At 73.0% G+C, this 26,603-nt stretch carries 21 protein-coding genes; 9 read left to right on the forward strand and 12 right to left on the reverse strand.

The features are described 5' to 3' along the window. Positions 1 to 61 precede the first annotated feature (61 nt). Positions 62 to 523, forward strand: a complete 462-nt coding sequence (locus tag ACFP3U_RS13885; RefSeq protein WP_380225815.1) for a MerR family transcriptional regulator — start codon at positions 62 to 64, stop codon at positions 521 to 523. Between the two features lie 13 nt (positions 524 to 536). Here the strand turns inward: ACFP3U_RS13885 and ACFP3U_RS13890 are convergent, their stop codons facing one another. Beyond that, on the reverse strand, positions 537 to 1,115 hold the full coding sequence (locus ACFP3U_RS13890; protein ID WP_380225772.1) for a TIGR03086 family metal-binding protein: 579 nt from the start codon (positions 1,113 to 1,115) through the stop codon (positions 537 to 539). A gap of 101 nt (positions 1,116 to 1,216) precedes the next feature. Here ACFP3U_RS13890 and ACFP3U_RS13895 point away from each other — a divergent pair, with 101 nt between their 5' ends. Next, the gene (locus ACFP3U_RS13895; protein ID WP_380225773.1) at positions 1,217 to 2,209 is read left to right on the forward strand and encodes a helix-turn-helix transcriptional regulator; all 993 of its coding nucleotides are present in this window, start codon (positions 1,217 to 1,219) and stop codon (positions 2,207 to 2,209) included. 23 nt (positions 2,210 to 2,232) lie between these two features. Here ACFP3U_RS13895 and ACFP3U_RS13900 read toward each other — a convergent pair whose 3' ends face one another. From ACFP3U_RS13900 to ACFP3U_RS13935, 8 genes are all read right to left on the reverse strand, one after another. Then, the gene (locus ACFP3U_RS13900) at positions 2,233 to 3,444 is read right to left on the reverse strand and encodes an alpha/beta hydrolase (protein ID WP_380225774.1); all 1,212 of its coding nucleotides are present in this window, start codon (positions 3,442 to 3,444) and stop codon (positions 2,233 to 2,235) included. A 300-nt stretch (positions 3,445 to 3,744) separates the two neighbouring features. Continuing rightward, positions 3,745 to 6,072, reverse strand: a complete 2,328-nt coding sequence (locus ACFP3U_RS13905; protein WP_380225775.1) for a Dyp-type peroxidase — start codon at positions 6,070 to 6,072, stop codon at positions 3,745 to 3,747. A 28-nt stretch (positions 6,073 to 6,100) separates the two neighbouring features. Beyond that, positions 6,101 to 8,032: a galactose oxidase-like domain-containing protein gene (locus ACFP3U_RS13910; RefSeq protein WP_380225776.1), complete on the reverse strand. Its 1,932-nt coding sequence runs from the start codon at positions 8,030 to 8,032 to the stop codon at positions 6,101 to 6,103. A gap of 272 nt (positions 8,033 to 8,304) precedes the next feature. Then, on the reverse strand, positions 8,305 to 9,600 hold the full coding sequence (locus ACFP3U_RS13915) for an acyltransferase family protein (protein WP_380225777.1): 1,296 nt from the start codon (positions 9,598 to 9,600) through the stop codon (positions 8,305 to 8,307). A gap of 107 nt (positions 9,601 to 9,707) precedes the next feature. Beyond that, the gene (locus ACFP3U_RS13920) at positions 9,708 to 10,844 is read right to left on the reverse strand and encodes an alpha/beta hydrolase (RefSeq protein WP_380225778.1); all 1,137 of its coding nucleotides are present in this window, start codon (positions 10,842 to 10,844) and stop codon (positions 9,708 to 9,710) included. A gap of 158 nt (positions 10,845 to 11,002) precedes the next feature. After that, positions 11,003 to 11,677 carry a response regulator gene (locus ACFP3U_RS13925; protein WP_380225779.1) on the reverse strand — a complete coding sequence of 225 codons (675 nt, stop codon included), beginning with the start codon at positions 11,675 to 11,677 and terminating at the stop codon, positions 11,003 to 11,005. 22 nt (positions 11,678 to 11,699) lie between these two features. Continuing rightward, entirely contained in the window at positions 11,700 to 13,064 is a 1,365-nt protein-coding gene (locus ACFP3U_RS13930) for a sensor histidine kinase (RefSeq protein WP_380225780.1), read from the reverse strand. Positions 13,065 to 13,163: 99 nt separating this feature from the next. Beyond that, positions 13,164 to 13,829 (reverse strand): TetR family transcriptional regulator, encoded by a 666-nt coding sequence (locus ACFP3U_RS13935; RefSeq protein WP_380225781.1) that lies wholly within the window; start codon positions 13,827 to 13,829, stop codon positions 13,164 to 13,166. A 214-nt stretch (positions 13,830 to 14,043) separates the two neighbouring features. On the opposite strand from ACFP3U_RS13935, the gene ACFP3U_RS13940 reads away from it, so the two are divergent. After that, on the forward strand, positions 14,044 to 15,648 hold the full coding sequence (locus ACFP3U_RS13940) for an MFS transporter (protein ID WP_380225782.1): 1,605 nt from the start codon (positions 14,044 to 14,046) through the stop codon (positions 15,646 to 15,648). Between the two features lie 108 nt (positions 15,649 to 15,756). Here the strand turns inward: ACFP3U_RS13940 and aceE are convergent, their stop codons facing one another. Next, a complete protein-coding gene (gene aceE / locus ACFP3U_RS13945; protein ID WP_380225783.1) occupies positions 15,757 to 18,507 on the reverse strand; it encodes a pyruvate dehydrogenase (acetyl-transferring), homodimeric type in 2,751 nt (916 codons plus the stop codon). Positions 18,508 to 19,024: 517 nt separating this feature from the next. Between aceE and ACFP3U_RS13950 the strand changes: the two genes are divergently transcribed. The 5 genes from ACFP3U_RS13950 to ACFP3U_RS13970 all read left to right on the forward strand — a co-directional run bounded on the left by ACFP3U_RS13950 (position 19,025) and on the right by ACFP3U_RS13970 (position 22,984). Further along, positions 19,025 to 19,462: a DUF3052 domain-containing protein gene (locus ACFP3U_RS13950; protein WP_380225784.1), complete on the forward strand. Its 438-nt coding sequence runs from the start codon at positions 19,025 to 19,027 to the stop codon at positions 19,460 to 19,462. Positions 19,463 to 19,736: 274 nt separating this feature from the next. Then, entirely contained in the window at positions 19,737 to 20,195 is a 459-nt protein-coding gene (locus ACFP3U_RS13955) for a peroxiredoxin (protein WP_380225785.1), read from the forward strand. Positions 20,196 to 20,357: 162 nt separating this feature from the next. Continuing rightward, positions 20,358 to 20,933, forward strand: a complete 576-nt coding sequence (locus tag ACFP3U_RS13960; RefSeq protein ID WP_030395854.1) for a TerD family protein — start codon at positions 20,358 to 20,360, stop codon at positions 20,931 to 20,933. A 252-nt stretch (positions 20,934 to 21,185) separates the two neighbouring features. Further along, a complete protein-coding gene (locus tag ACFP3U_RS13965) occupies positions 21,186 to 21,761 on the forward strand; it encodes a TerD family protein (RefSeq protein WP_380225786.1) in 576 nt (191 codons plus the stop codon). A gap of 110 nt (positions 21,762 to 21,871) precedes the next feature. Further along, complete coding sequence (locus tag ACFP3U_RS13970) at positions 21,872 to 22,984, forward strand: DUF475 domain-containing protein (RefSeq protein ID WP_380225787.1); 1,113 nt, start codon at positions 21,872 to 21,874, stop codon at positions 22,982 to 22,984. Positions 22,985 to 23,110: 126 nt separating this feature from the next. Here the strand turns inward: ACFP3U_RS13970 and ACFP3U_RS13975 are convergent, their stop codons facing one another. Beyond that, on the reverse strand, positions 23,111 to 24,265 hold the full coding sequence (locus tag ACFP3U_RS13975; RefSeq protein ID WP_380225788.1) for a DUF2637 domain-containing protein: 1,155 nt from the start codon (positions 24,263 to 24,265) through the stop codon (positions 23,111 to 23,113). 343 nt (positions 24,266 to 24,608) lie between these two features. On the opposite strand from ACFP3U_RS13975, the gene ACFP3U_RS13980 reads away from it, so the two are divergent. Beyond that, positions 24,609 to 25,337 (forward strand): Tellurium resistance, encoded by a 729-nt coding sequence (locus ACFP3U_RS13980; RefSeq protein ID WP_380225789.1) that lies wholly within the window; start codon positions 24,609 to 24,611, stop codon positions 25,335 to 25,337. A gap of 63 nt (positions 25,338 to 25,400) precedes the next feature. Here the strand turns inward: ACFP3U_RS13980 and ACFP3U_RS13985 are convergent, their stop codons facing one another. Continuing rightward, a complete protein-coding gene (locus tag ACFP3U_RS13985; protein ID WP_380225790.1) occupies positions 25,401 to 26,555 on the reverse strand; it encodes a TerD family protein in 1,155 nt (384 codons plus the stop codon). Positions 26,556 to 26,603 lie beyond the last annotated feature (48 nt).

Below are 26,603 nucleotides of genomic sequence, written 5' to 3' on the forward strand. Positions count from 1 at the left end.
AGTGCCGACCGCACTCCACGGCGCCGCCGGCGCCGACACGTTCATCACCGGGGGGACCGACATGACCGTACTCGCCGCGTTCGAGACCGAGCTGCGCACCTGCTGCGAGGTGTACCGCGAGCCGCTCGGCGACCCCGACCGGTCGCCGCGGCACACCATCGGCGAGGTGTCGGCGGCCAGCGGGCTGACCGCGCACACCCTGCGCTGGTACGAGCGGATCGGGCTGCTCGACCCGGTGGACCGCTCGGCCTCCGGCCAGCGCCGGTACAGCGACGCCGATCTGCACCGGCTGGCCTTCCTGGGCCGGCTGCGGCTGACCGGGATGCCGGTGGCCGACATGCAGCGGTACGTGGAGCTGGCCCGGCAGGGCGACCGGACCTCCACCGCCCGGCGCGATCTGCTGCTCGCCCACCGGGAGGAGGTGCGGCAGCAGATCGCGGACCTGCACGCCACGCTGGCCGTGCTCGACCACAAGGTCGACCTGTACAACCGGCGGATCGCTCAGGGCACCCCGTCGCACTAGTGCTGCGGAGGTGTCAGACCTCGCGGCCGAGGTAGGCCGCGAGCCGGGTGTACGCGTCGGCGTCGGCCGGGGCGGGACGGACCGGGCCGAACGGCACGGCGCCGCCGCGCGGCTCGGCCGGCAGCACGGCGAGCGCGATGCCCAGCGCGGCCTCGCCCAGCCGCTCGTCCAGCGGGAGGGTGGTGTCGAGCGCCCGGGCGATGTCCCAGGCGTGGGTGACGGTCTCCAGGACGTAGCCGCCCACCGCGGCGCGGCCGGGCACCTCGCCCCAGGGCGCGAAGGTCGGGCGGTCCAGCTTGGCGTCCTCGGCCCAGGCGGTGGTCACCCGGGCGCGGGCCCGGCCGAGGGCGGCCGGCCAGCCGTCGTCGGGCTGCTCGCCGGTCGCGGCCACGACGTCCTCGCAGCGGCCGCCCTCGCCCATGTAGGCGAGCCGGTGGACGCCGCCGACCACGTGGCTCAGCAGGGCCCGCAGGTCGTACGCGGGGCACGGGGTGGGCCGGTCCAGGTTCTCCGGCCCGGTCTCGGCGATCAGCTTCTCCAACTGGTCGAGGGCGAGCTGGTACAGCGGGCGCGGGTCCTGGGCGGTGTCCATGGGAAGTCTCAACTCCAGTGGTGCGGAAGGTTTTCGGTGCGAGAGGCAATCTCCTTGTAAAACCTGACAACCTCCGTCAGGTTTTCTGGGATCCTCGGTTCATGAAGGCCGACCGCCTGCTCTCGATCCTGCTGCTGCTCCAGACCCGCGGCCGGGTGCCCGCCACCGAACTGGCCGAACGGCTTGAGGTGTCGGTCCGCACCATCTACCGCGACGTCGAGGCGCTCTCGTCGGCCGGCGTGCCCGTCTACACCGAACGCGGCCGGCACGGCGGCATCAGCCTGCTGCCCGGCTACCGCACCGACGTCAGCGGCCTGACCGCCGACGAGGCGCGCGCCCTGTTCGTGCTCTCCGCCCAGGGTGCGCACAGCGACCTCGGGCTGGACGGCGCGCTGGGCTCGGCGCTGCGCAAGGTGATGGCCGCCCTGCCCGCCCCGCACCGGCCGGGCGCCGAGCGGATCAGCGAGCGGGTCCTGGTCGACCCGGCGCGCTGGCTCCAGGCCGGCGCGCCGCCCGGGCCCGACCTCGGGGAGCTGCAGTACGCGGTGTTCGCCGACCGGCGGCTGCGGCTGCGCTACCGGCACAGCGGCACGCCCGCCCCGGTGGAGTACACCGTGGACCCGTACGGCCTGGTCAGCAAGGCCGCCGTCTGGTACCTGGTGGCCGACCTGCGGGGCGAGCCGCGGCTGTTCCGGGCCGACCGGGTGCTGTCCTCGGAGACCGCCGAGGAGCCGGTGCGCCGGCGGCCGGGGGTGGGGCTGGGCGACGTCTGGACGGTGCTGCGCGAGCAGGTGGAGCGGCTGCCGAAGGAGTTGACCGTGAAGGTGCGGGTGCGCCGGGGGCGGCTGGACATGTTCGTCCGGATCCACGGCGCCCGGCTCGCCGGGCCGCCGCCGGAGAGCGGGAACGGCGCGCCCGAGGACTGGGTGGAGCTCACTCTCGGCTTCCAGGCGCTGCCGGCCGTGCGGGCCCTGCTGGCGTTCGGCGCGGAGGCCGAGGTGCTCTCCCCGCCCGCGGCCCGCCGGGAGATGGGCCGGGCCGCGGCCGAGGCCGTCCGCGTCTACCAGGACGGTGTGGCGCGCCCGGGAGCCTGATCGGGCCCCCGGGCGCCGCGGGATCAGGCCTGCGGGTCCGGGCGGGAGACGTCCTGGTAGGCGCCGAGGGCGACGGCGGCGAAGTTGTGCAGGCTGTCGGTGCCGGGCGTGAAGTAGCCGTTGTGCCCGGAGGAGTGGGCCGAGGAGATCCGTTCGGAGCCGAAGTCCGCCGAGGTCGGGTCGGCGCCGTGGCCGAGTCCGCCGACCTCCAGGTACGGCACGTTGCCGATCCAGTCGGTCTCGTTGCGGGTGGCCCAGACGTGCACGCCGCCGCCCAGCTCCGAGCTGCTCTCCACCCCCATGCCGGGGGAGCCGAAGACCACCATGTCGGTGACCCCGGAGGTGTCGGTGGGCGAGGCGGCCGCCCGGGGGATGTCCGGCGCGGCGGTACCGCAGACCACCGAGCCGTAGGAGTGGCAGAACAGCGCGGGCGGCGCGTCCGGCCGGGTGGTCTCCTTGAGCCCGGCGAGCAGCCGGCGCAGCCGGGGCGCGCCGACGTCGGCGAGCCGGGAGGTGACGGCGTCCGGGCCTAGCCCGGAGGGGGTGACGTAGCCGGTCCAGGCGACGACCGCGGTGTGCGTGCCCGGGGCCTGCCGGTGCTCCTCCTCGTACAGCGAGCGGGCCATCCCGGCGGGGGAGCGGAGCGGTTCGACGGCCTGGTCGAAGTGGCCGAGGTCGGCGTCCGAGCCGGGGACGAGCACCGCGATCCGGTCGGCCGCGCCGAGGTCGCCCCAGACCTCGGTGAGCAGGCCGCGTCCGCGCGGGTCGAAGGCGAGGATCTGCCGGCCGGGGGCGAGCAGGCTCTGGACGTCGTTGGCGCGGGAGACGGCCAGGGCGCGCTGCTCCTGGTCGAGCTCCGGGTCGGCGGCGCGGGCCCGGGCGCGGTCGCGCTCGGCGGCCAGCGCCACCCGGTTGGCCCGGTAGCGCAGGGCGAGCGGGGCGCCGTCGAAGTTGCCGACGACCAGCGGGTAGGCCGCGACCAGCCGGTCGACCTCGGCCGGGGCGAGCTGGGCGAAGAACTCGGCGACGGCGGCCGGTGCGGTGGTGGCCGGGTCGGGCAGGTCGTGCCCGTAGGAGTGGTCCTCGACCCAGGCGGCGCTGCCGGCCGGTGGCGTGGAGATGGCCAACTGCTCGGTGGCGGCGGCGGCCTGGGCGGCCGCCGCACCGGCGTCCGCGAGGACGGCGGCGCCCGCGAAGGCGCCGATCAGGATGTGCTTCCACCGCCGACGGCGCATCGCCTCAACTCCCAGAGAGTCCCGTTCACCGATCCCGGACGGGGCCCGAGGGTGGTACGACTGCCAACTTCCAGCGCAAGCCTAGGGGCCAGGAGGAGCGCTGGGCCCGCCCTAAACTGTGGGATGGGTCACATGAACGCGGGGTGTCCCGGAGGCGTTACGTTCGTTCGCGGGGAAACCGGCGCGGGAAACCGGCGCGGGAAGCCGGTCGCCGTCGAACGCTCCGCCCCCGCGGCCGGGTGGCGGCGGGGGCGGGCGCGTGCGGGTGCGTTCGGGCGCGGCGGGGCCGGCCCGGGCGGCTCAGTCCAGCGAGTTCCAGGCGGAGCACGAGCGCGAGCCGCTGACCAGGCGGTCCGGGTGGCCGCTGCCGTCGGCCACCGAGATCCGGCGGTAGCTGTCGCCGTGGAAGACCCAGTACTCGCTCTTGCCGCCGATCCGCTGGCAGTCCGGGACGGGCAGGAAGCAGTTCACCGCGGCGACGCCGTTCAGCGAGCCCCACTGGGACAGCTCCCGGTCGGTGCGCTCCAGGACGTCGGTGTGGGCGGCGCCGTCGGCGACCGAGATCAGCCGGTACTGCTGGCGTCCGCCGGTGGTGTGGAAGCACCAGTACCAGCTCTTGCCGCCGACCCGCTGCTGGTCGGGGACGGGTAGGAAGCAGTCCACCCGGCCGACGCCGTTGAGCGAGTTCCAGGCGGTGAGGTCGCGGTCCGGGCGCTCCAGGGCGGCGGTGTGGGTGCTGCCGCAGGTGATCGAGATCGTCCGGTACTGCGGGCGTCCGCCGGTGCTGTGGAAGCACCAGTACCAGCTCTTGCCGCCGGGGTTCTGCAGGTCGGGCATGGGCAGCAGGCAGTCGACCCGGTCGACGCCCCGGAAGCAGTCGTGGGCGCTCAGCGCGCTGTCGCCCTTGACCAGCTGGTCGGTATGGGCGGAGCCGTCGGCGACCGAGATCTTCCGGTAGCGGTCGCCGTGGCCGACCCAGAACTGGGTCCGGCCGCCGCGCCGCCACTGGTCGGGGACGGCGAGGAAGTCGTCGCACGGGTACGCCGGGCCGCCCTGGGTGCCGGTCTGCCCGCCCTGCTGGGTCTGCGTCTGCCCGCTGCTCTGGCCGTTCTGGCCCGTCTGGCCGCCGGTGAGCCGCCCGTCGGCGAGGGCCCGCAGGGTGCCGAGGGAGGGCATGAAGGCGTACACCGAGCCGGTGGTCTGCACGAACTGGGCGAAGCTCAGCGAGGTGTGCTTGATCGAGCCGTCCGACTCCCGGCTCTCGAAGTCGACGTCGTCGGCCGCCAGGATCACCGGGTCCTTGCCGGGCTCCGGGTTGCGTCCGGGCGGGAAGTCCGACTGGTCCATCCAGTCGGCCTGGATGAACTCGAACTGCCGCTGGATGTCCGCCTGGTAGGAGATGAACAGCAGGCCGCGCGGGTCGTCGGGCCCGCCCGGGCCCTCCGAGGCCGGGTCGAACGGCGCCCCGTAGGGCGTGCCGCGGCGCATGATCCGGCGGCTGTCGAGGTCCTTGGCGTCGAACGGCGGGCGGCTGGGGTCCGGTGCCTGGAGGCCGGCCCGGGGGCTGGTCTTGCGCAGGTGCGACCAGAGCGGGGTGACCAGGCCCTCCAGGTCGTCCCGGAAGTCGAAGTCGTTGTCCGCCGAGGCCGCCGGGTTGTTGGGGACGTCCCGGTCCTGGAAGTGGCAGACCGGGGCGCCGGAGCGCCAGCGGCCGACCATCCGGGCGGCCAGCCACTCGGTGCTCGCCCCGTCCGGGACGGCCTTGGCGAGCTTGAGCTCCTTCAGCTTCACCCCGACCTGCGACCACCAGCCGGGGACGTCCTGGGCGAGCCGGCGGACCACCTGGAAGGAGCCGTTGCGGGTCCAGTCCGGGTACTTGTCCTTGGGGAAGCTGTTCGGGTCGTTGTCCAGGCCGCAGACGAACTCACCGGCCGGGATGATCCGGGTGCCCGGGTGGCCCTCGACCTCCTCGGGACGGTTCGGGTCGGGCCGGTCGAAGCCCCGGACGCCGGGCTCGCTGATGCCGTCCTTGAAGCCGAAGTGCTCCTTGCCCCGGCGGCTGCCGAGCAGGGTCTGGGCGTTCTGCTGGTAGACGATCAGCACCCGGCACTCGGCGGCGGCGATGCGCTGGGCCTCGACGGCGGCCTGGAGGTCCTTCTCGGTGTCCGCGGAGATCTTCAGCACGGCGTGCACCGGCTGGCCCTTGCCGTTGCCGAACAGCCAGCTCTCCGGCGAGTTGTCGCCGGTGTCGCCGAGCGCGCCGGCCCGCCTGGCCGAGCCCTCCTTGAACGCCTCCAGGCCGCTGCCGACCGGCGGGGGCGCCGGGAACGGGTCGGTGGTGGCGAGCATCCGCAGGCCCTCGTACGTGAAGCTGATGCCCAGCCAGGTCGCCGTGAGGGTCTTGGGGTCGTCGCCGCCGGAGGTCCTACGGGCCCGGCTGAAGGCCTCGTTGAAGGCGGCGACCTCACGGGTGGTGGAGATCTGCGGGGTGATCTGCCGGAGCCAGTCGCGGGCCCGGGCGGCGTCCTCGAACTTGAGGAACAGGACGCTGACGTTGTCCTTCTTGAAGCCGGCCAGGATGTCGCCCTGGATCTCGTCGCTCTCGCGAAGGCTCAGATCCGTTGCCATGGGGTGGGGGTCCTTTCGGGGTGGGGGGTCAGGTGGTGGGGCCGAGCTGGACCCACTTGGCGACGGAGGGCACGCCCTGGTCGTTGAGCAGGAAGAGCATGTACCAGCCGGGCGGCGCGGCCTTGGCGTCCGGCGGGGCCTGGAACTCCAGCCGGTTGCCGGCCCGGCTGGTGAGCCGCAGGTCGATGTGGCGCTGGCTGGTGTTGACCGAGTGGGTGGAGGTGGTCGGCGAGAGCAGGACGGCCTTGGCGGCCAGGCCCGGGGTGCCGGTGGTGACCTGGAAGGTCCGGTCGTAGCCGATCGGGCCGGTCGGGGCTCGGTCGAGCAGTGGCCGGTCGCCCTGGTGGAGGTAGGCCGGCTCGTAGATCTCGATGGTGCCGTTCATGGTGACCGGGCCCGTGGTGCCCGGGACGTCGCTCACCGTGCCGTTGATGTCCGGGTTGTTGGCGAGCTGCTGGAGTTCGTCGCCGGTGACCATGACGCGGCCGTCGGGCAGCACCACGGCGTTGGAGTGGTAGCCGCGCGGCAGCCGCTGGACCGGGCCGAGCTGCCAGTTCCCCTGGTCGTCGCGGAGTTCGATCTGGCGGTACTTGAGGTCGGCGTTCGGGTTGTACGGGCCGTTGCCGTAGTCGCGGATGTCGTACGCGCCGTTGACCGTCATCAGCCGGCCGTTGGGCAGCAGCAGGGTGTCGTCCTGGGTGCGGCCGAAGGCGCGGGGCTTCTCGGCGGTCCAGGCGCCGTTGGAGAAGCGCAGGGTGCTCGGGTTGTCCCGGTCGCCGCCGAGGACCAGGGCGGAGTCCGGGCCGTTGACGCCGCCGGGCAGCGGTACGGCCGAGCCGTAGTTGCGCTTGCGCCCGTCCGGGCGGGGCGTCAGGTCGGAGCGGGACTCGGCGACCGGGTCGAACTTCCACTGTTCGGCGGCCTGGCGGCCGAAGGCGTAGACGTTGCCGTCGTTGAGCGAGAACAGGTGCGGGTAGTCCAGGGTGAACGGGGCGTTCACCTTGAACCGGTCGACCGGGGTGTTCTTCGGGGTGTCGGTCTTGAGCGAGGGCACCGGGTGGCTCTTGGCGGGGAAGCGCTCGACCACCGGGGTGGGGGTGCCCCAGCCGAGTTCGGACTGGCCGGACATGATCAGCTGCCGGCCGTCCGCGCCGGTCACCACCGAGGGGTACCAGCGGCCGACGGACATGTCGGGGTTGCGGGTCCAGGTCTCGGTCCACGGGTCGAAGATCAGCGAGAGCTTGGCGCCGGTGCCGCCGTTGCCGCCGAGGTTGCCGCCGAAGACGCCGAGCATGCCGTTGGGCAGGAAGGAGTGGCCGGCGCAGAAGAACGGCGCGGGACGCGGCTGGTTCAGGCCGTCGGGCATGTCGACCACCGGCGGGGTGACCTGCTTGTAGGCGTCCTTGCCGTACCCCTTGGCCGGGTCCCAGAGGAAGGCCCGGCCGGCGTTCTCCGTGCCGGTGGTCTGGGTGGGCGCGGGCTCCTTCTCCGGGTTGGTCTCGATCCGTTCGAAGGAGAACAGCAGCACCTTGCCGGTGGGCAGCAGGGCGATGTGGTCGCCGAAGTCGGGGGAGGGGAAGTACTGGTTGAACGCCCCGAAGGTCGCCGCGGCGAAGCCCTTGTTGTGGGTGGTCTGGGACGCCGTCAGCGCGTTCAGCCGGTTGGTGCGGGTGGTCTGGGGGTAGTCGCCGATACCGCGGACGGCGGCGCGCAGCCGGGCGTGCTCCTCGGCGTGCTCCTGGCCGAGTGCGGCGACCTCGTCGTCGCGCAGCTCGGCGAGCACCCGGGGGTCGGCGACCTTCGGGGCGACGGCGGCCGCCGGGTCGTCGGTGGTCTCGTGGCCGGTCTCGTGGCCGCCGGGGCCGTGGGCGGCGGCGGGGCCGGCGGTCAGCGCGCAGACCACGGCGGTGGCGAGGACGGCCGCGACGCGGCGGCCGGGCCGTGGCGGGGACAGGGACATGGAACTCCTCGGACGGGCAGGGCCGCCCGGCGCGGGACGGCCGGGCGGGAACGGGGGATCGGGCCGGCGACGGCTCGTTCGATCGCCGACAGTCACAGGCCATCACGGTCCGTGGTTGTTCGCATGCGGAGGCACTGCGTTCGGCGGCGGCGAGGTCCGCAAGCGGGTGAGCCGGCGGCGGGGAGCGGCGGACGGGCGCGAACGCGCGTGGGCGCGGACCGTCCGGTCCGCGCCCGCCGCACCGCTTCACCGGCCCCCGCGGGCCCGGGTGTTCAGACCCCGCCGAGCGCGTACACGGTGAAGAACGCCGCCCCCGCGCCGACCGCCGCCTTGGCCGGACGGGAGAACGCCGTCCAGGGGCCGTCGAACCGGCGGGTGAACCACCCGATCGCGATCAGGGCGGCGCCGAACAGCGGAAGCAGCGCCAGCCGCAGCAGGACCCAGCCCGCCGAGTCCGGAGCCACCGTCAGCCCCGGCACGGCATCGAAGGCGGCGGCGCCCGGCACCGCGACCGCGAGCATCGCGCTCTGGTGCCAGCAGAAGATCGTCATCGCCGAGAGGTTGACGGCCACCACTGGCAGCCAGAGCAGCGGACGGCGGGTCAGCAGCCGGCCGAGCCGTCCGTGCAGCAGCACCGCCGCGCCGCACTGCACCGCGGCCAGGGCCGGCACCAGCAGGGACGGCGGGTGCGAGTTGGTCCGGTCGGCGCCCGGCACCCCGACCATGGACGCCGGGTAGTGGAAGACCAGCAGCAGGGTCGCGAACAGGACCGCGCCGCCGGCCAGCAGCAGCCGCGCCGCCGGACGGCCCAGCCGGCCCTCGGCCCAGAGCACGCCCAGCTGGTAGCCGAACAGCCAGCCCGGCAGGACGGTCAGCAGCCCGACCCAGGACGGCACCGACTCCGCCCACGGCCCGTACCGCAGCAGGTCGACGACGGCGACCGCGGCGAGCAGCAGGCCCGCCGACCAGCCGCCCAGCCGGCGGGCGGCGGCCGCGCAGAGCGGGGTGAGCGCGGTCAGCCCGAGGTAGACCGCGATGTACCAGAGCGGCTGCACCACCAGGGTCGAACCGGTCCGGACGGTGTCGGCGGGCACCCCGAGGCGCGGCAGCAGCGGGATCAGCAGCGCCCAGACGGCCGTCACCCCGAGCACCGGACGGAGCAGCCGCACCGCCCGGCCGCGCAGCCAGCCGGCGTGGCCCGTGCCGCGGGCCCTCGCCCGGGCCAGTGAGCGGACCGCGGAGTGGCCGCCGACCAGGAAGAACACCCCGAGCAGTTGGAGCCCCCAGCTGGCCGGGGCGAAGAAGCCGAGGGCGGGGGAGGAGAGCGGGCTGGCGTTGTGCAGGGCGCCGTCGGCGGAGCGGGTGAAGCCGCCGAGCAGCCAGTGGCCGACCGGGACGGCGAGCAGGGCGAGGGCGCGCAGGCCGTCCAGCGCGCGGTCGCGGCTCTCGGGGGTGCGGGCGTCCACCCGGTGGGCGGCCCGGCGCAGGGCGGCGAGCGGGGCCGAGAGCGGGGCCGAGAGCGGGGCCGAGAGCGGGGCCGAGAGCGGGGCGGGCGGGGTGCTGGGCATGGCGGGGTCTCCGTTTCGCGGGGTGCGGCGCGGCGGTCGGTCGAGCGGGTGCCGGGGCGGGTGGCGGGACGGTCGGCAGTGCCGGCGCGGTCAGCGGTGGCGCCGGGTCAGCGGCCGAGGGCGAGGGCCGCGAAGGCGGCCAGCGAGGCGGTGCCCGGGGCGAAGTAGCCGGTGTGGCCGTGCGAGCCGGTGGAGGGCAGCGGCCGGGCGCCGAAGGCCGGGTCGGTCGGGTCGGCGCCGTGGCCGAGGCCGAACAGCCGGACGTACGGCACGTTGCCGATCCAGTCGGAGCCGTTGCGGGCGGTGGCCCAGAGCGGGACGCGGGGGTCGAGCTCGGCGGCCGAGCCGACGCCGAGGCCCGGCGAGCCGAGCACCACCACGCCGGAGGCCTGCCGCGGACCGGGCCGGGCCAGCCCGCAGACCACCGAGCCGTAGCTGTGGCAGAAGACCGTGGGCGGCGCCTCCGGGGCGGTGCTGACGGCGAGTCCGTCCAGCAGCCGGGTCAGCCGCTCGGCGCCGGCCCGGGCCAGCGGCTCGGTGACGGCGTCCGGTCCGAGGCCGAGCGGGGTGGTGTAGCCGGCCCAGGCGATCACGGCGGTCCGCCCGCCGGTCGCCCCGGCCAGGGCGCGGGCCATCCCGACGGGGGTGCCGTACGGGTCGCCGGCGCGGTCGAAGCTGCGCAGGTCGATGTCGGAGCCGGGGACGACCACGGCGATCCGCCCGGCGCCGGCGAGGTCGCCGAACACCTCGGCGATCTGGCCGCGGCCGCGCGGGTCGAAGGCCAGGAACCGGCGCGGGCCGCCGGGCGCCGCCGCGTCCAGCAGGGTGCGGTAGCGCTCGGCGCGCTCACGGGCGGCGGTGCGGTCCCGCGGGGTGAGCGCCGGGTCGGCGGCCCGGGCCAGGGCGCGGTCGCGCTCCTCGGCGATCGCCCGGGCGTTGGCCCGGTGGCGCAGCTCGACGGGCGCGCCGTCGAGGTTGCCGACCACCAGCGGGTGGCGGACGGCCAGCGTCTCCCGGTCGGCGGGCGACAGCCGGGCGAAGAAGGCGGCGACCTCGGCGGGGGTCGCGCCGGCCGGGTCGGGCAGCGCCAGGCCGAGGGCGGTGTCGGCGACCCAGGCGGTGCTCCCGGGCGGCGGTCCGGTCACCGCCCGCTCGCCCCCGGCGGCCCAGCCGCCCGCGCCCAGCACCGCGACCAGCGCCAGCGCGGCGGCGGCCGCCGTTCGACGGATTCGCTGCTTCCCCATGTCCGTTTCCCTCCCGGCCCGTTCGGCTTCGACGGGGAGGACGGTAGGAAGCAGGTGGCCCCGCGGGCGTCACACCGCGGGGCCAACTCACCGGTGCTACCGGGGTATCAGGAGGTTTTCCCCCGGGGGAGAACCCCACCCCGGGCCGGGGGCGCGCGTCACTGCCCCGGGGTCACCAGGCCCGACTCGTAGGCGAGCACCACGGCCTGGGCCCGGTCGCGCAGGTCCAGCTTGGCCAGGATCCGGCCGATGTGGGTCTTCACGGTCTGCTCGGCGAGGACCAGCCGCGCGGCGATCTCCTGGTTGGACAGGCCGCGGGCGATCAGCTCCAGCACCTCGGTCTCCCGCGGCGTCAGCCCGTTGAGGCGCAGCTTCGGGTCGCGGCGCGGGGCCGGCCGGGTGCGGGCGAAGTCCTCGATCAGCCGGCGGGTCACCGAGGGGGCGAGCAGGGCCTCGCCGGCCGCGACCACCCGGACGGCGGCGATCAGGTCGGCCGGCGGCGCGTCCTTGAGCAGGAAGCCGCTGGCGCCGGCCCGCAGCGCCTCGTAGACGTAGTCGTCCACGTCGAAGGTGGTGAGCATCAGCACCTTGGGCCGGTGCGCGCCGGGCACCGCCGGGTCGAGCAGCCGACGGGCGGCCTCCAGGCCGTCCATGACGGGCATCCGGACGTCCATCAGCACCACGTCCGGATGGGAGCGGCCGGTCACCTCCAGCGCCTGGGCGCCGTCCGCGGCGTCCCCCACCACGTCGATGTCGCTCTGCGCGCTCAGCAGGGCGGCGAATCCGGCCCGTACCATCGCCTGGTCGTCGACGATGATCACGCGGATGGTCATACGGTGCCCTCCCCAAGGCGCGCTACGGTCCGGCCGGCGTCCCGTCCGGCTCCGGGGACGCGGTGCCGCTCGGCCGGCTGTCCTGCGTCCGAGTATCCGTCAGGCCGTCGAGCGGCAGGACGGCGGCCACCCGGAACCCGCCGTCCGGCAGCGGCCCGGTGTCCAGCCGGCCGCCCAGCAGTCGGACCCGCTCGCGCATGCCGACCAGTCCCTGGCCGGTGCCCTCCGCCGAGGCCTCCAGCGACTCGGCGCGCTCGGGCGGGGCCGCGTTGACCACGGTGACCAGCAGGGAGCCGTCGGTGACGGCCAGTGAGACCCAGGTCTCGGCGCCCGGGGCGTGCCGGACCACGTTGGCCAGCGCCTCCTGGACGATCCGGTAGACGGAGAGGCCGACGGCCGGTGGCAGCGCGTCGTCCGCCAGCTCCGGGGCGAGGGTGAGCTCGGCCGCGACCCCGGCCCGGCGGACGGTGTCGACCAGTTGGGCCAGCTGCCCGAGCCCCGGCTGCGGCGCCGTCTCGGCGCCCGACTCCTCGCTGCGCAGCACCCCGAGCAGCCGCCGCATCTCGGCCAGCGACTCGCGGGCGGTGTCGGCGATCGCGGTGAACTCCTCGGCCGCCTCCTCCGGGACGCCGGTGATCCGGTACGGCGCGCTGGCCGCCTGCACGGCGATCACCGACATGTGGTGGGCGACCACGTCGTGCAGCTCGCGGGCGATCCTGGCGCGCTCCTCCAGCAGGGTGCGCCGCTCGCGCTCGGCCTCGCTGATGTGCTCCTGCTCCGCCAGCAGCCGGCGGGCCTCGGCGCGCTCGCGCAGCGCCCCGCCGAGCACCAGGACGGCGCCGGTCAGGGCGGTGGCGAGCAGGCTGTCGTCCCCGCCCAACCGGTCGGTGAAGCCCACCTCGTACAGCGCCAGGCTCGCCGCCGCGGTCGCCAGCCAGACCGCGATCAGGGTGCGCCGGGGCTCGCGCAGCGCCAGCGGCAGCATCAGCAGCAGGTAGCCGATCAGGGCGGTCGGCGGCCACGGCCAGGGGCCGGTGGGCCCGCTGCCGGTGCTGAGGACGAGCAGCGAGGTCAGCAGGTCGGCGCCGCCGATCATCCACCAGGCGGGCAGCGGGCGGGTGACGGCGAGCAGCAGCGGCACCGTCTGGGCGACCGCGAGGGCGGCGGCGAGGCCCGGGGCGAGCCCGTAGTCCTCGCTCAGCACGTTGAGCGCGCTGGGCAGCAGGGCGGAGACCGCGGCCAGGGCGAGGGCGTACGGGAGGAGGCGGAGCCAGCGGCGCGGGGCCTGGGCGAGCAGCGGGGTGTGGTCGGTGGAGGGGCGGGTCAGCGGGGAGAGCAGCGCGCGCACCGGACCGCCCGGGGCCGGCCCGGTGAGTGGCTTGGTCATCCGGTCAGCCTAGGGCGGTGCGGTCGGGCGGGCGTCCCACCGGGGGACGGGGTCCGGCGTAGTACCCGGGTATGAGGCGCGGCCCCGCGAGGCGCCGGCTCAGGGGCGCCAGCGGCCGACCAGGGCCGGGCCGAGCTGGTCCAGGTGACGGTCGATCAGCGTGATCATGCCCGCCGGCCCGGTGTCCTCCTGGTCGGCGCTCCAGGACAGGTGGGCGGCGCGCAGGACGGCGCCGAAGGCGGCCGCGAGGACGGCGGGCCGCAGGTCCTCGGCCGGGTCGACGCCCTCGCGCTCGGCGAGCACCCGGATCACCACGCGCTCCTGCTCGGCGACCCGGCGCAGGTGGGCGGCGAGCAGGGTGGGGGTGTCCTCGATGATCCGGATCAGCTCCAGCGCGGACCGCACCGAGCGCGGCCCGGTGCGGTGGGCGGTGCCGAGCTCGCGCCAGGCGCCGACGATCGCGGCGCGCAGCGCCTCCAGCGGGGTCTCCTCGGCGGGGCGGGCCCGCAGCAGCTCGATGAAGTGGTCCTCGGCCTCGGCGAGGACGGCGAGCGCGACCTCGTCCTTGTTGGCGAAGTAGCGGAAGAAGGTGCGCTGCGAGACGTCGACCGCGGAGGCGATCTCGTCGACCGTGGTGCTGGCGAAGCCCTGGCCGAGGAAGAGCCGGTGGGCCGCCTCGATGAGGGCGTCCCGGGTGCGCTGCTTCTTCCGCGCGCGCAGTCCGGGCTCCTGGACGGGGGCGGGGGAAGCGGGCTGAGCGGCCATGGCGGGAGCCTTCCGGACGGTGATCAGGCTGATCTTCCGGAGGCTACTGTAGCCCTCTGACAAATGGCGGACAGTGGCAGAAGGCAGCTGTTGCCGAATGTCAGCAGCTGACATAATCTGCCCGGAGTGGCGCCCGTCGGGCCGGGAACTCGTGGGGACGGGTGGCCGGGGCGCCACGACCACGTCCGCCAGCAGTCAGCCCCGGAGGGCCCAGATGAGCCAGTCCCTCACCAAGAGCGCCACGGCGGACGCACCGCCGTCCGGCACGTCACCGGGCGGGAGGAGCCTCCAGGGACACCCCTGGCTGACCCTGCTCACCGTCGCCGTCGGCGTCATGATGGTCGCCCTGGACGGCACGATCGTCGCCATCGCCAACCCGGTGATCCAGGCGGACCTCCACGCCGCGCCCTCCGACATCCAGTGGGTGACCAGCGGTTACCTGCTGGCCCTCGCGGTCTTCCTGATCACGGCCGGCAAGATCGGCGACCGGTTCGGCCACAAGACCACCTTCCTGGTCGGCGCGGTCGGCTTCGCCGCCACCTCGGCGGCGATCGGCTTCGCCGGGGACATCCGGACGGTGATCGTCTGCCGCGTGCTGCAGGGCCTGTTCGGCGCGCTGCTCCAGCCGGCCGCGCTCGGCCTGCTGCGCGGGGCCTTCCCGGCCGACCGGCTCAACATGGCGATCGGCATCTGGGGCGGGGTGATCGGCGCCTCCACCGCGGCCGGTCCGATCGTCGGCGGCCTGCTGGTCGAGCACGTCAACTGGGAGTCGGTGTTCTTCATCAACATCCCGGTCGGCCTGCTGGCGCTGGCCCTCGGCCTGTGGATCCTCAAGGACGCGCGGACCGAGAACGCCGCCCGGTCCTTCGACGTCCCGGGCATCGCGCTGCTGTCGGCGGCGATGTTCGCGCTGGTCTTCGGCATCATCAAGGCGCCCGAGTGGGGCTGGGGCGACCCGGCCACGCTGCTCTTCCTGGGCGGCGCGGTCGTGCTGATGACCGCCTTCGCCTTCTGGCAGCGGGTGGCCCGCGAGCCGCTGATCCCGCTCGCCCTGTTCCGCTCGCTGCCGCTGTCGGCCGGCACCCTGCTGATGGTGCTGATGGCCTTCTCGTTCTTCGGCGCGATCTTCTTCGTGACCTTCTACCTCCAGAACGTGCACGGCATGACGCCGGTCCAGGCGGGCGTCCACCTGCTGCCGATGACCGGCATGATGATCGTCGGCTCGCCGCTGGCCGGCATCGCGATCGGCAAGCTCGGCCCGCGGATCCCGATCGTGGCCGGGATGCTGATCACCACCGTCGCGATGTTCGGCATGTCCACCCTGGACGCCGGCTCCGGCAACGGCGTGATGGCGCTCTGGTTCGTGCTGATGGGCCTGGGCATCAGCCCGGTCATGGTCGGCGCCACCGAGGTCATCGTCGGCAACGCCCCGATGGAGCTGTCCGGTGTCGCCGGCGGCCTCCAGCAGTCCGCGATGCAGGTCGGCGGCAGCCTCGGCACCGCCGTGCTGGGCGCGCTGATGGCCGCCAGGGTCACCGACGCGCTGCCCGGGAAGTGGGCGGACGCGGGCCTGCCGCCGGTGGAGCCGGCCCAGGCCGAGGGCCTCAACCAGGCCGCCCAGCTCGGGATCGCCCCGCCCGCCCCGGCCGGCACCCCGCAGCAGGTGGTCGACGCGATGGCCGGGGCCGTCCACGACTCCTTCGTCAGCGGCATGTCGCTCGCCTTCGCGGTCGCCTCGGTGGTCGCCTTCGCCGCCGCCGTGCTCGGCCTGCTGACCCGCCGCGGCACCACCGAGGCCGGGCCCGCCGTCCACATCTGACCGCCGCCCCGCCGCCGTACACCGCCCCGTCGCCGGGCGAAAAGCCGAGGGGCCGGCCCTCCCGCACGTGGCGGGAGGGCCGGCCCCTCGGTGGTCCCGGCTACGGACTCAGGCGTCGCCGCCCGCGGCGCCCGGGTCGGCCGCCGCCACGTCGAGCAGCTGGTAGCGGTCGATCGCGTCCTTCAGCACGCTGCGCTCGATCTTGCCCTGCTTGGACAGCTCGGTGAGCACGGCCAGCACGACCGACTGCGCGTCGATGTGGAAGTAGCGACGGGCCGCGCCACGGGTGTCGGCGAAGCCGAAGCCGTCGGCACCCAGCGACTGGTACTGACCCGGCACCCAGCGGGCGATCTGGTCCGGCACCGCGCGCATCCAGTCGGACACGGCGACGAACGGGCCCTCGGCGCCCTGGAGCTTGCTGGTCACGTACGGGACGCGCTGCTGCTCCTCGGGGTGCAGCAGGTTGAACTCCTCGGCCTCCACCGCGTCGCGGCGCAGCTCGTTCCAGGAGGTCGCGGACCAGACGTCGGCCTTGACGTTCCACTCCTCGGCCAGGACGCGCTGGGCCTCCAGGGCCCACGGCACGGCCACGCCGGAGGCGAGGATCTGGGCCGGGATCTGGCCCGCGGTGCCGGCCGCGTACTTGTGCAGACCCTTGAGGATGCCCTCGACGTCCACGTTCTCGGGCTCGGCCGGCATCTTGATCGGCTCGTTGTAGACGGTCATGTAGTAGAAGACGTCCTCGCCGTGCGGGTGCTCCGCCGACGAGCCGTACATCCGCCGCAGGCCGTCCTGGACGATGTGCGCGATCTCGAAGCCGTACGCCGGGTCGTACGCGACGACGCCGGGGTTGGTCGAGGCCAGCAGGTGCGAGTGCCCGTCGGCGTGCTGCAGGCCCTCACCGGTCAGCGTGGTGCGGCCGGCGGTGGCGCCGATCACGAAGCCGCGGGCCAGCTGGTCGGCCATCTGCCAGAACTGGTCGCCGGTGCGCTGGAACCCGAACATCGAGTAGAAGACGTACACCGGGATCAGCGGCTCGCCGTGGGTCGCGTAGGACGAACCCGCGGCGATCAGCGAGGCGGTGCAGCCGGCCTCGGAGATGCCGTCGTGCAGCATCTGCCCGGTCGGCGACTCCTTGTACGCCAGCAGCAGCTCGCGGTCGACCGACTCGTAGGTCTGGCCCAGCGGGTTGTAGATCTTCGCCGACGGGAACAGCGAGTCCATACCGAAGGTGCGGTACTCGTCCGGGGCGATCGGCACGAAGCGGTTGCCGATGCCCTTGTCGCGCATCAGGTCCTTGAGCACCCGGACGAACGCCATGGTGGTGGCGATGGTCTGGTTGCCGGAGCCCTTCTTGACCGCCTTGTACGCGTCGTCGCCCGGCAGCTCCAGCTGGCGCGGCCGCACCTTGCGGGTCGGCACGTAGCCGCCCAGCTCCTGGCGGCGGTCGTGCATGTACTGGATCTCTTCCGAGTCGCGGCCCGGGTGGTAGTAGGGCGGGTAGCCCTCTTCGAGCTGCTTGTCGGTGATCGGCAGGTGCAGCCGGTCACGGAAGCGCTTGAGGTCCTCGACCGTCAGCTTCTTCATCTGGTGGGTCGCGTTGCGGCCCTCGAAGTTGGGGCCCAGCGTCCAGCCCTTGACGGTCTGGGCGAGGATGACGGTCGGCTGGCCCTTGTGCTCGCGGGCCGCCTTGAACGCCGCGTACACCTTGGCGTGGTCGTGGCCGCCGCGACCCAGGTGCTGGATCTGCTGGTCGGTCATGTTCTCGACCATCTTGCGCAGCCGCAGGTCACCGCCGAAGAAGTTCTCGCGGATGTACGCGCCGGTCTCGGTGGCGTAGGTCTGGAACTGGCCGTCCACCGTGGTGTTCAGCTTGTTCACCAGGACGCCGTCGCGGTCCTGCGCGAGCAGCGGGTCCCAGCTGCGGTCCCAGACCAGCTTGATGACGTTCCAGCCGGCGCCGCGGAACTGCGACTCCAGCTCCTGGATGATCTTGCCGTTGCCGCGGACCGGGCCGTCGAGGCGCTGCAGGTTGCAGTTGACCACGAAGGTGAGGTTGTCCAGGCCCTCGCGGGCGGCCAGGGAGAGCTGGCCGAGCGACTCGGGCTCGTCCATCTCGCCGTCGCCCAGGAAGGCGTAGACGTGCGAGTCGGAGGTGTCCTTGATGCCGCGGTGCTCCAGGTAGCGGTTCATCCGGGCCTGGTAGATCGCGCCGAGCGGGCCGAGGCCCATCGAGACGGTCGGGAACTCCCAGAAGTCCGGCATCAGCCGCGGGTGCGGGTAGCTGGAGAGGCCGTACGGGAACTTCGACTTCTCCTGGCGGAAGGCGTCGAGCTGCTGCTCGGTGAGCCGGTCCAGCAGGAAGGCACGGGCGTAGATGCCGGGAGAGGCGTGACCCTGGAAGAAGATCTGGTCGCCGGACTCGCCGTCGGCGTCCTTGCCCCGGAAGAAGTAGTTGAAGCCGACGTCGTAGAGCGACGCGGAGGAGGCGAAGGTGGCGATGTGGCCACCCACGCCGATGCCCGGGCGCTGTGCCCGGGAGACCATCACCGCTGCGTTCCAGCGGGTCGCGTTCAGGATCTTGCGTTCGATCTCCTCGTTGCCGGGGAAGAACGGCTCGTCCTTGGTGGCGATGGTGTTGACGTAGTCCGTGCTGCGCATCTCGGGCACGGCGACACGCTTCTCGCGGGCGCGCTCGATGAGCCGCAGCATCAGGTAGCGGGCACGCTCACGCCCGCGCTCGTCGATGGCCGCATCGAGCGACTCCAGCCATTCCGCGGTCTCCTCGGGGTCGAAATCCGGGACCTGACTCGGAAGGCCGCCAATGATGATCGGGTTGCGATCGGATCCGGAAGCCACGCTGTTCCTTCACTGTCGGTCGAAACTAGAGGTGTGTCGCGCCGCCTCCATCGTGCTACCGCGCTCGGAGATCCGTCATCTCTACCGATCGGTAACCGCGTCGTCCCACAGAACGGGCGGTCTGGTGATGTGCGGTTCGGACAGCGTCGTCCGGTCCACGCACCCCCGGGTGTTACGAACAGAGGTGGTCCGACCTGGTTTCCCGCCCGTCCGATGGCGGACGGCCGGGGTGAGGACCAACAGGAGACTCTACGCCCGCGCACGCGCGGACCCGAATGCCGTTCGCATCTCGGGCACGCGTACGGCCTGTGGACCAGGACCTCCCGAAGCATCCTTGTCCTGTGCAGAGAAGGGCAAATCGGTGTGATTCCCGACACGTCGCCCGGCGTGTCCCGGTGCGACACGTCAACCTTTGGAGGGGATCGGGGGTCGGGTACTTGCGCGAACCGCCGCGCCCGTGTGGACTACGGCCACAGCCTCGGCATGGATGCCGAGCCGAATACTGGAGGTTATTCCCGTGAGCGCGACCGCGGACCCCGCGGACAAGTCCAACCCGGCAGCTCGTCTCGGCTTCGAAGCAGGCCAGATCATTCAGGAGCTGGGCTACGACGAAGACACTGACCAGGACCTCCGCGAGGCCATCGAGGAGATCACCGGGACGGATCTTGTCGACGAGGACTACGACGACGTCGCCGACGCCGTCCTGCTGTGGCACCGCGACGACGACGGGGATCTCACCGACGCCCTCGTCGACGCCCTGGAATACCTGGCCGAGGGCGGCCTCATCTGGTTGCTGACGCCCAAGACCGGCCGTGAGGGCCACATCGAGGCCTCGGACATCGCCGACGCGGCGAAGACCTCCGGTCTCTCCCAGACCAGCTCGATCGCGATCGCCAAGGACTGGGCCGCCACCCGCCTGGCCACCAAGTCGACGGCCAAGCAGGCCAAGCGCTGAGCGCCGCCTGACGGGCCCCACCGGGCCCCGCCGGAGCATCCTCCGGCGGGGCCCGGTCCCTTTCCGGGGCGCGCGTCGCCGGACCGCCACACGCCGGTAGCGGGAGCCCGGCGGCGCGGCGACCCGGACGGCCGAACCGTTCGCCCAGGGCGAAAGCGGTGGCCCCGGACGGCGCAGCCCTCACCCGTCCGGCTCAACCGGTCCCGACGAATGCGAGGATGGCGCTCGCCGCGTCACCCGCGGCCCCGTCGCGTCGAGTGGGAAAGGTCCCCGCATGGCCATCGAGATCGGCACCGAGGCTCCGGACTTCGAGCTCAAGAACCAGCACGGCGAGCTGGTCCGGCTCTCCGACTTCCGGGGCGAGAAGAACGTCGTCGTGGTCTTCTACCCGTTCGCGTTCACCGGCGTCTGCACCGGCGAGGTCTGCGCGATCCAGAAGGAGCTGCCGCGACTGCAGAACGACGAGGTCCAGGTCCTCGGCGTGTCCAACGACTCGCCGTTCAGCCAGCGGATCTTCGCCGAGCAGGAGGGCCTGGACTTCCCGCTGCTCTCCGACTTCTGGCCGCACGGCGAGGTCTCCCGCGCCTACGGCGTCTTCGACGAGACCAAGGGCTGCGCGGTCCGCGGCACCTTCGTGATCGACAAGGCCGGCGCGGTCCGCTGGAGCGTCGTGAACGGCCTGCCGGACGCCCGTGACGAGCGGGAGTACCTGGCCGCCCTCGGCGCGCTCTGAGCCCTCCCGGAGGCCGGGGACCGACCGGTTCCCCGGCGCGGACGGGAACCCCGCACTACGATCGGTCCGTTGGCTGGTCAGAGGCTCGGGACGGTTCGCCGCCGGAGTTTCGGACCGCACCACGGGGGCACCGAGGAGTGCCTCCCGAATCTTGGAGGACAAGTGGGTGTCAGCCTGAGCAAGGGCGGCAATGTCTCGCTCACCAAGGAGGCCCCCGGCCTGACCGCCGTACTGGTCGGCCTCGGCTGGGACGTCCGCACCACCACGGGCACGGATTTCGACCTGGACGCCAGCGCTCTGCTCTGCAACGACCAGGGCAAGGTCGGCGCGGACGGCAACTTCGTCTTCTTCAACAACCTGAAGAGCCCCGACGGCTCGGTCGAGCACACCGGTGACAACCTCACCGGTGAGGGCGAGGGCGACGACGAGGCGATCAAGGTCAACCTGGCGACCGTGCCGGCCGACGTGCAGAAGATCGTCTTCCCGGTGTCCATCTACGACGCCGAGAACCGGTCGCAGAACTTCGGCCAGGTCCGCAACGCGTTCATCCGCGTGGTGAACCAGGCGGACAACAAGGAGCTGGCCCGGTACGACCTCACCGAGGACGCCTCCACCGAGACGGCCATGGTCTTCGGCGAGCTGTACCGCAACGGCGCCGAGTGGAAGTTCCGCGCGATCGGCCAGGGCTACGCCTCCGGCCTGCGCGGCATCGCCCAGGACTTCGGCGTCAACGTCTGAGTCGGGGCGGGGCCGGTGACGGCCCGTGCAGCATGACGGCCGGGGCGGCCGCGGACGCGAGTGCGTCGGCGCCCCCCCCGCCCGTTCGCCTTCCGGCGGCCGGGGGTTTCCCGTGCCCGGGCTTCGGGCCGCTCGGCCGCACTGGGAGGATGGGAGTTCAGGAAAGTTCAGCCGGCCGGAAGGGGCCGGCCGGGGTCGCGGGGGAATAGACCTGAGATGCGCCCCGGGAGGCACAAGGAGGAAGGACCGCCAATGAGTGTCACGCTCGCCAAGGGTGGCAATGTCTCGCTCACCAAGGCCGCGCCGAATCTGACGCAGGTGCAGATCGGTCTCGGCTGGGACGCCCGGTCGACGACCGGCGCGCCCTTCGACCTCGACGCGAGCGCGCTGCTCTGCTCGGGCGGCCGGGTGATGGGGGACGAGTACTTCGTCTTCTACAACAACCTCAAGAGCCCCGAGGGCTCGGTCGAGCACACCGGTGACAACCTCACCGGTGACGGCGACGGTGACGACGAGGTCGTCCTGGTCAACCTGGACCTGGTCCCGCCGCAGGTCGACAAGGTGGTCTTCCCGGTGTCCATCTACGACGCCGAGAACCGGGGGCAGAACTTCGGCCAGGTCCGCAACGCCTACATCCGGGTGGTCAACTCGCTGGACGGTCAGGAGATCGCCCGCTACGACCTCACCGAGGACGCGTCCAGCGAGACCGCGATGATCTTCGGCGAGCTGTACCGGTACGCCGGCGAATGGAAGTTCCGCGCCGTGGGCCAGGGTTATGCCTCGGGCCTGCGGGGCATTGCCCTCGATTTCGGCGTAAACGTACAGTAAAGGCCCTTATCGCCGTGACCGTTCCGTACGGCGCTCCGTCGCGTCCGGACGCAGTCCCGGCGAAACGTCGACCTCGTCGACGTCCTGAACCCGAAAGGTAACCAAGTCCCGTGTTCCTCCGCACATTCGGCTGGTCATTCGCGATCACCATTGCTGGGCTGATCGCCGCCGGCCTGCTCTGGGGAGCCGAGGGATTCGGCATCGTGCTGATCCTCTCCATCCTGGAGATCTCCCTCTCGTTCGACAACGCGGTGGTCAACGCCACGGTGCTGAAGCGGATGAACCCGTACTGGCAGAAGATCTTCCTGACCGTCGGCGTGCTGATCGCCGTGTTCGGTATGCGGCTGATCTTCCCGCTGCTGGTCGTCGGTCTCACCGCGCACCTCAACCCGGCGACGGTCATCGACCTCGCCCTGCACAGCGACAAGACGTACGAGGGCCTCACCTACGGCCAGTACCTGGAGGCCGCCAACCCGGCCATCGCGGCCTTCGGCGGCGTCTTCCTGCTGATGATCTTCCTCGACTTCATCTTCGAGGAGAAGGACTACAACTGGCTGGCGTGGATCGAGCGCCCGCTGGAGAAGGTCGGCAAGCTGGAGGCCTTCTCCACCGTCGTCGCCCTGGTCACCCTGCTGCTGGCGTCCAACTTCTTCGCCGGTGAGCACGCCGAGACGGTCCTGCTCGCGGGTGTGCTCGGCCTCGTCACCTACCTCTCGGTGAACGGCCTCGCCTCGGTCTTCGAGGCGGGCCTGGAGGAGGAGGCCGAGAAGGAGGAGGAGGCCGAGAAGACCGGCAAGTCCATCGTCCAGGTCGGCGGCAAGGCCGCGTTCTTCCTCTTCATGTACCTGGAGGTGCTGGACGCCTCGTTCTCCTTCGACGGCGTCGTCGGCGCGTTCGCCATCTCCAGCGACATCTTCCAGATCACCCTGGGCCTCGGCATCGGCGCGATGTACATCCGCTCGCTGACCGTCTTCCTGGTCCGCAAGGGCACCCTGGACGACTACGTCTACCTGGAGCACGGCGCGCACTACGCGATCGGCGCGCTCGCGGTGATCCTGATGGTCGGCATCGAGTACCACATCCCGGAGATCGTCACCGGCCTGATCGGCGTCGCCTTCATCGGCCTCGCGCTCGGCTCGTCGATCCTGCGCAACCGGCGCGAGGGCGCCGAGGGCGGGGGCGACGGGGACGGGGAGCGGGAACTGGTGAGCAGCGGCAAGTAGCGCCACCCGGTCCGGCCGCCGTCCGGTCGGGCCCTCCGCAGAACGCCGAACGGCCGTTCCTCCCGAGTGGGGAACGGCCGTTCGGCGTTCTGCTGGTGTTGCTGGTCCTACTGGTGCTGCTGCCGGTCAGCCGAGCTGCTGCTCGATGGCGCGCAGCTTGCGCTCCAGGGAGTCGAGCTTGGGCATCGACAGGGTGTCGTCGTCCGGCGTCAGGTCGATCGTCGAGCGGTAGGACGACGACGAGGAGGACGAGGAGAGCGAGGAGGAGAACGAGGAGCCGGCCGTGTCGGAGGCCGGGGCCGTGCTGCCGACGGAGGCGCGCGAGCGGCGGGCGGTCTCCCGGGAGCTCAGCGGGGCGGGCTCCAGCACGGAGCCGGCGGTGCGGGAGGTCAGAGCGTCCACCCCGGCGGCTAGGGCAGGCTCCGTAGTGCTCGGGCCGTCTCCGGCGGCGGCGAGGGCGGGCACCTGGCGGCCGCCGCGGTTGCGGGAGAGCATGCCGCCCGACTGGCGGGAGATGGCCTTCAGCTCGGCGCGCTCGCGGCGGTCGGCGCTGCGGGCGCGCACCTTGGCGTCGATCTTCGCCTGGCGCTCCTCGCGCACCTCCTCGACCGCCTCGTCCAGGCTGCGGACGTTCTCCAGCAGCATCAGCGACCAGGCGGCGTAGGTCTCACGGGGCGCGCGCATCCAGCGGACGATCCGGATCTGCGGCAGCGGACGCGGCACCAGGCCCTGCTCGCGCAGCGCGGCCTTGCGGGTCTGCTTCAGCGCGCGGTCGAAGAGGATCGCGGCCGAGATCGACATGCCGGAGAAGAACTCGGGGGCGCCGTCGTGCGAGATGCCGCGCGGGGCGTGCACCCAGTTGAACCAGGCCGAGGCGATCGCGAACACCCAGACCAGCAGACGGGAGCCGAGCGCCGCGTCACCGTGGCTGGCCTCGCGGACGGCGAGCACCGAGCAGAACATCGCGGCGCCGTCCAGGCCGAACGGCACCAGGTACTCCCAGCCGTTCGACAGGCCGAGGTTCTCCTTGCCGAAGCCGACCAGGCCGTGGAAGGAGAGCGCGGCCGCGACGCCGGCGCAGCAGAACAGCAGCACGTAGGAGGAGATCCCGTAGATCATCTCCTTGCGTCGGCGGCGCTCCTCGCTGCGCTCCCAGGAGTCGCCCGACTCCTGCTTCCGGCTGTTGTTCTTGAAGCGCAGAGTCGCCACCAGGATGGCGGTGAACAGCAGGGCTGCGCCGCCGATGACGGTCCAGACCAGCTGTATGGAGGTCAGGTTCATTGCGGGTCGGGCCTCGGGTTTCCGCAGGGGACAGGTCACAGTGCGACACGGTGGTCAGGATTCGTCCCCGGAGCCGGGCCTGACGGTGCGTCGTGATCGGACGGGTGCACCGACGCGCCCGGGGCAGGGCGGGCGGGACACCTGTGCGGCTAGACGATATCGCGTCCGAAGGCGCCGCATGGTACGGGAGGTGAGCTTCACCCCGCCAATCGACCCGCCGGTGTCCGGTCGGTGTCCGGCGGACGGCGGCGGGTAGGGGAGTTCGGGTACCCGTGGGCGGGTTGATGCCCGATCATGGAGCGGCGGACCGTCAGAGCGACTGGCACGGCTGGGGGAGGACGGCATGGCCTCGATTTGGGAGTACCTGCGCGGCGAACGGAACGCCCTCGACACGGGCGGCGAGTACAAGGTCACCCTGACCAAGTCCTCGCCGCAGCACGCGATCACGGGTGCGGCGGCGACCACCGGCTACCTCTACGTCAACCTGCACTGGACCACCCGGATAGGAGCCCCGCGGCCGAGCGCCGGAGAATCCCTGCGGCGGCTGTTCAGCCCGCGCATCCTCAGCCCGATGGAGCCGGACGCCGCGCAGAACACGCAGTACAACGTGGACCTCGACCTGGCCTGCATGTACGAACTGACCGACGGCAAGCGGGGCGTGGTGCAGCCGCTCGGCGGCTTCTTCGGCGACCTCCAGCACCCGCCGTACGTCAAGCTCAGCGGCGACGACCAGTACGGGGCGCCGTCCGGCGAGACGATGTACGTCAATCTGGAGAAGAAGGACCAGTTCAAGCGGCTGCTGATCTTCGTCTACATCTACGACGGCACGCCGGCCTTCGAGCAGACCAACGCGGTGGTGACGATCGTGCCGCAGTCCGGTCCTCGGATCGAGGTCAAGCTGGAGGAGCGGGCGCCGGCGGCGCGGTCCTGCGCGGTGGTGCTGATCGAGAACACCGGGGACAACACGCTCACGGTGCGGCGCGAGGTGCGGTACGTGAACGGGTTCCAGGCGGACATCGACCGGCTGTACGGCTTCGGGATGCAGTGGCAGCGCGGGTACAAGGCGGACTGAGGTCGGGCGGGCGGCGTCCCGCCCCCCGGTGGCTTCGGGGGGCGGCTGTGGGCCGGTGCGGGCTCAGCGCGGCTGGAACTGCGGGCCCTGCGGGGGCAGCGCGAACTCCTCGGCGGGCGGCGTCTGCTGCGGGACGGGCGGCTGGGGAGCGGCCTGCTGCTGCGGTACCGGCGGTGCCTGCGGCGCGGTGTTCGGCGGCGGGTAGCCGTAGCCGCCCTGCTGCTGGGGCGGGTAGCCGTAGCCCGGGGCGGGCGCCGGTGCCGGGGGCTGCGGCTGGGGGTAGCCGTACGCGGGGCGCGGGGCCGGCGGCGGGTAGTCGTAGCCGCTCTGCTGCGGCGCCCGGGGCGCGGTGTTCGGCGGCGGGTAGCCGTACCCCGGCTGCCCGGCCGGCGGCGCGGTCGGGGCGGGCGGGACGTTCGGCGGCACCGTCGGCGGCTGGGGCGGCGGCGGGGGCGTGTTGGCCGGGACACCGGTCGGCGCCGGGGCGGTCTGCGCGGCGGCGGCCTGGGCGGACGCCGGCTGCGGGACGGCCGGGGCCAGGGTGAAGGTGCCCGGCTCGGGGCGGCCGACCGGTCGCGGGTCGGGCACGGCGGCCCGCGGGTCCGCGGCGGGCGGGGCGGACACGGCGGGCGGGGCGGACCCAGCGGCCGCCCGGGCCTGGGTGTCGCCCTCGTCCTCGACGGTGATGCCGAAGTCGGTGGCCAGCCCGATCAGCCCGGACGCGTAGCCCTGGCCGACCGCGCGGAACTTCCAGACGCCGGCCCGGCGGTAGAGCTCGCCCGCGACCAGCGCGGTGACCTCGTCCCCGTCGGCCATCGCGAACTCGGCCAGCGCGGGCGCGCCGTCCCCGGCCCCGGCGTCGAAGAGCAGCAGGCGCAGCCCGCTCACCCCACGGAACGAGCCGCCCTCGGAGGAGCCGGCCAGCACCACCCGGTCGACGTCGGCCGGCAGCTTGGCGAGCTCGGCCTCGACGGTGTCGGTGATCTCGCTGCCGTCGGCGGTCTGCTGCTTGGGCAGGTGGCGGACCAGTCCGGACGGGTGGCGCGGCTGGTTGTAGAAGACGAAGTCGGCATCCGAACGGACCTTGCCGCCCGCGCCGAGCAGCAGCGCGGAGGCGTCCACGTCCGGCGCACCGGGCGTGGCGCTCCAGCGCAGCACGGCGCGGATTGCCGCCACCGGCAGTGCGATGTTGGCGCCCTTGGCCATCACGTGCGTCATAGCCGACCATCCTGCCTGTTCGCCACCCCTTCGGACAACGTGACCGCG

Source organism: Kitasatospora misakiensis, assembly GCF_042656005.1.
In the GTDB taxonomy this organism is placed as follows: Bacteria; Actinomycetota; Actinomycetes; order Streptomycetales; family Streptomycetaceae; genus Kitasatospora; species Kitasatospora misakiensis.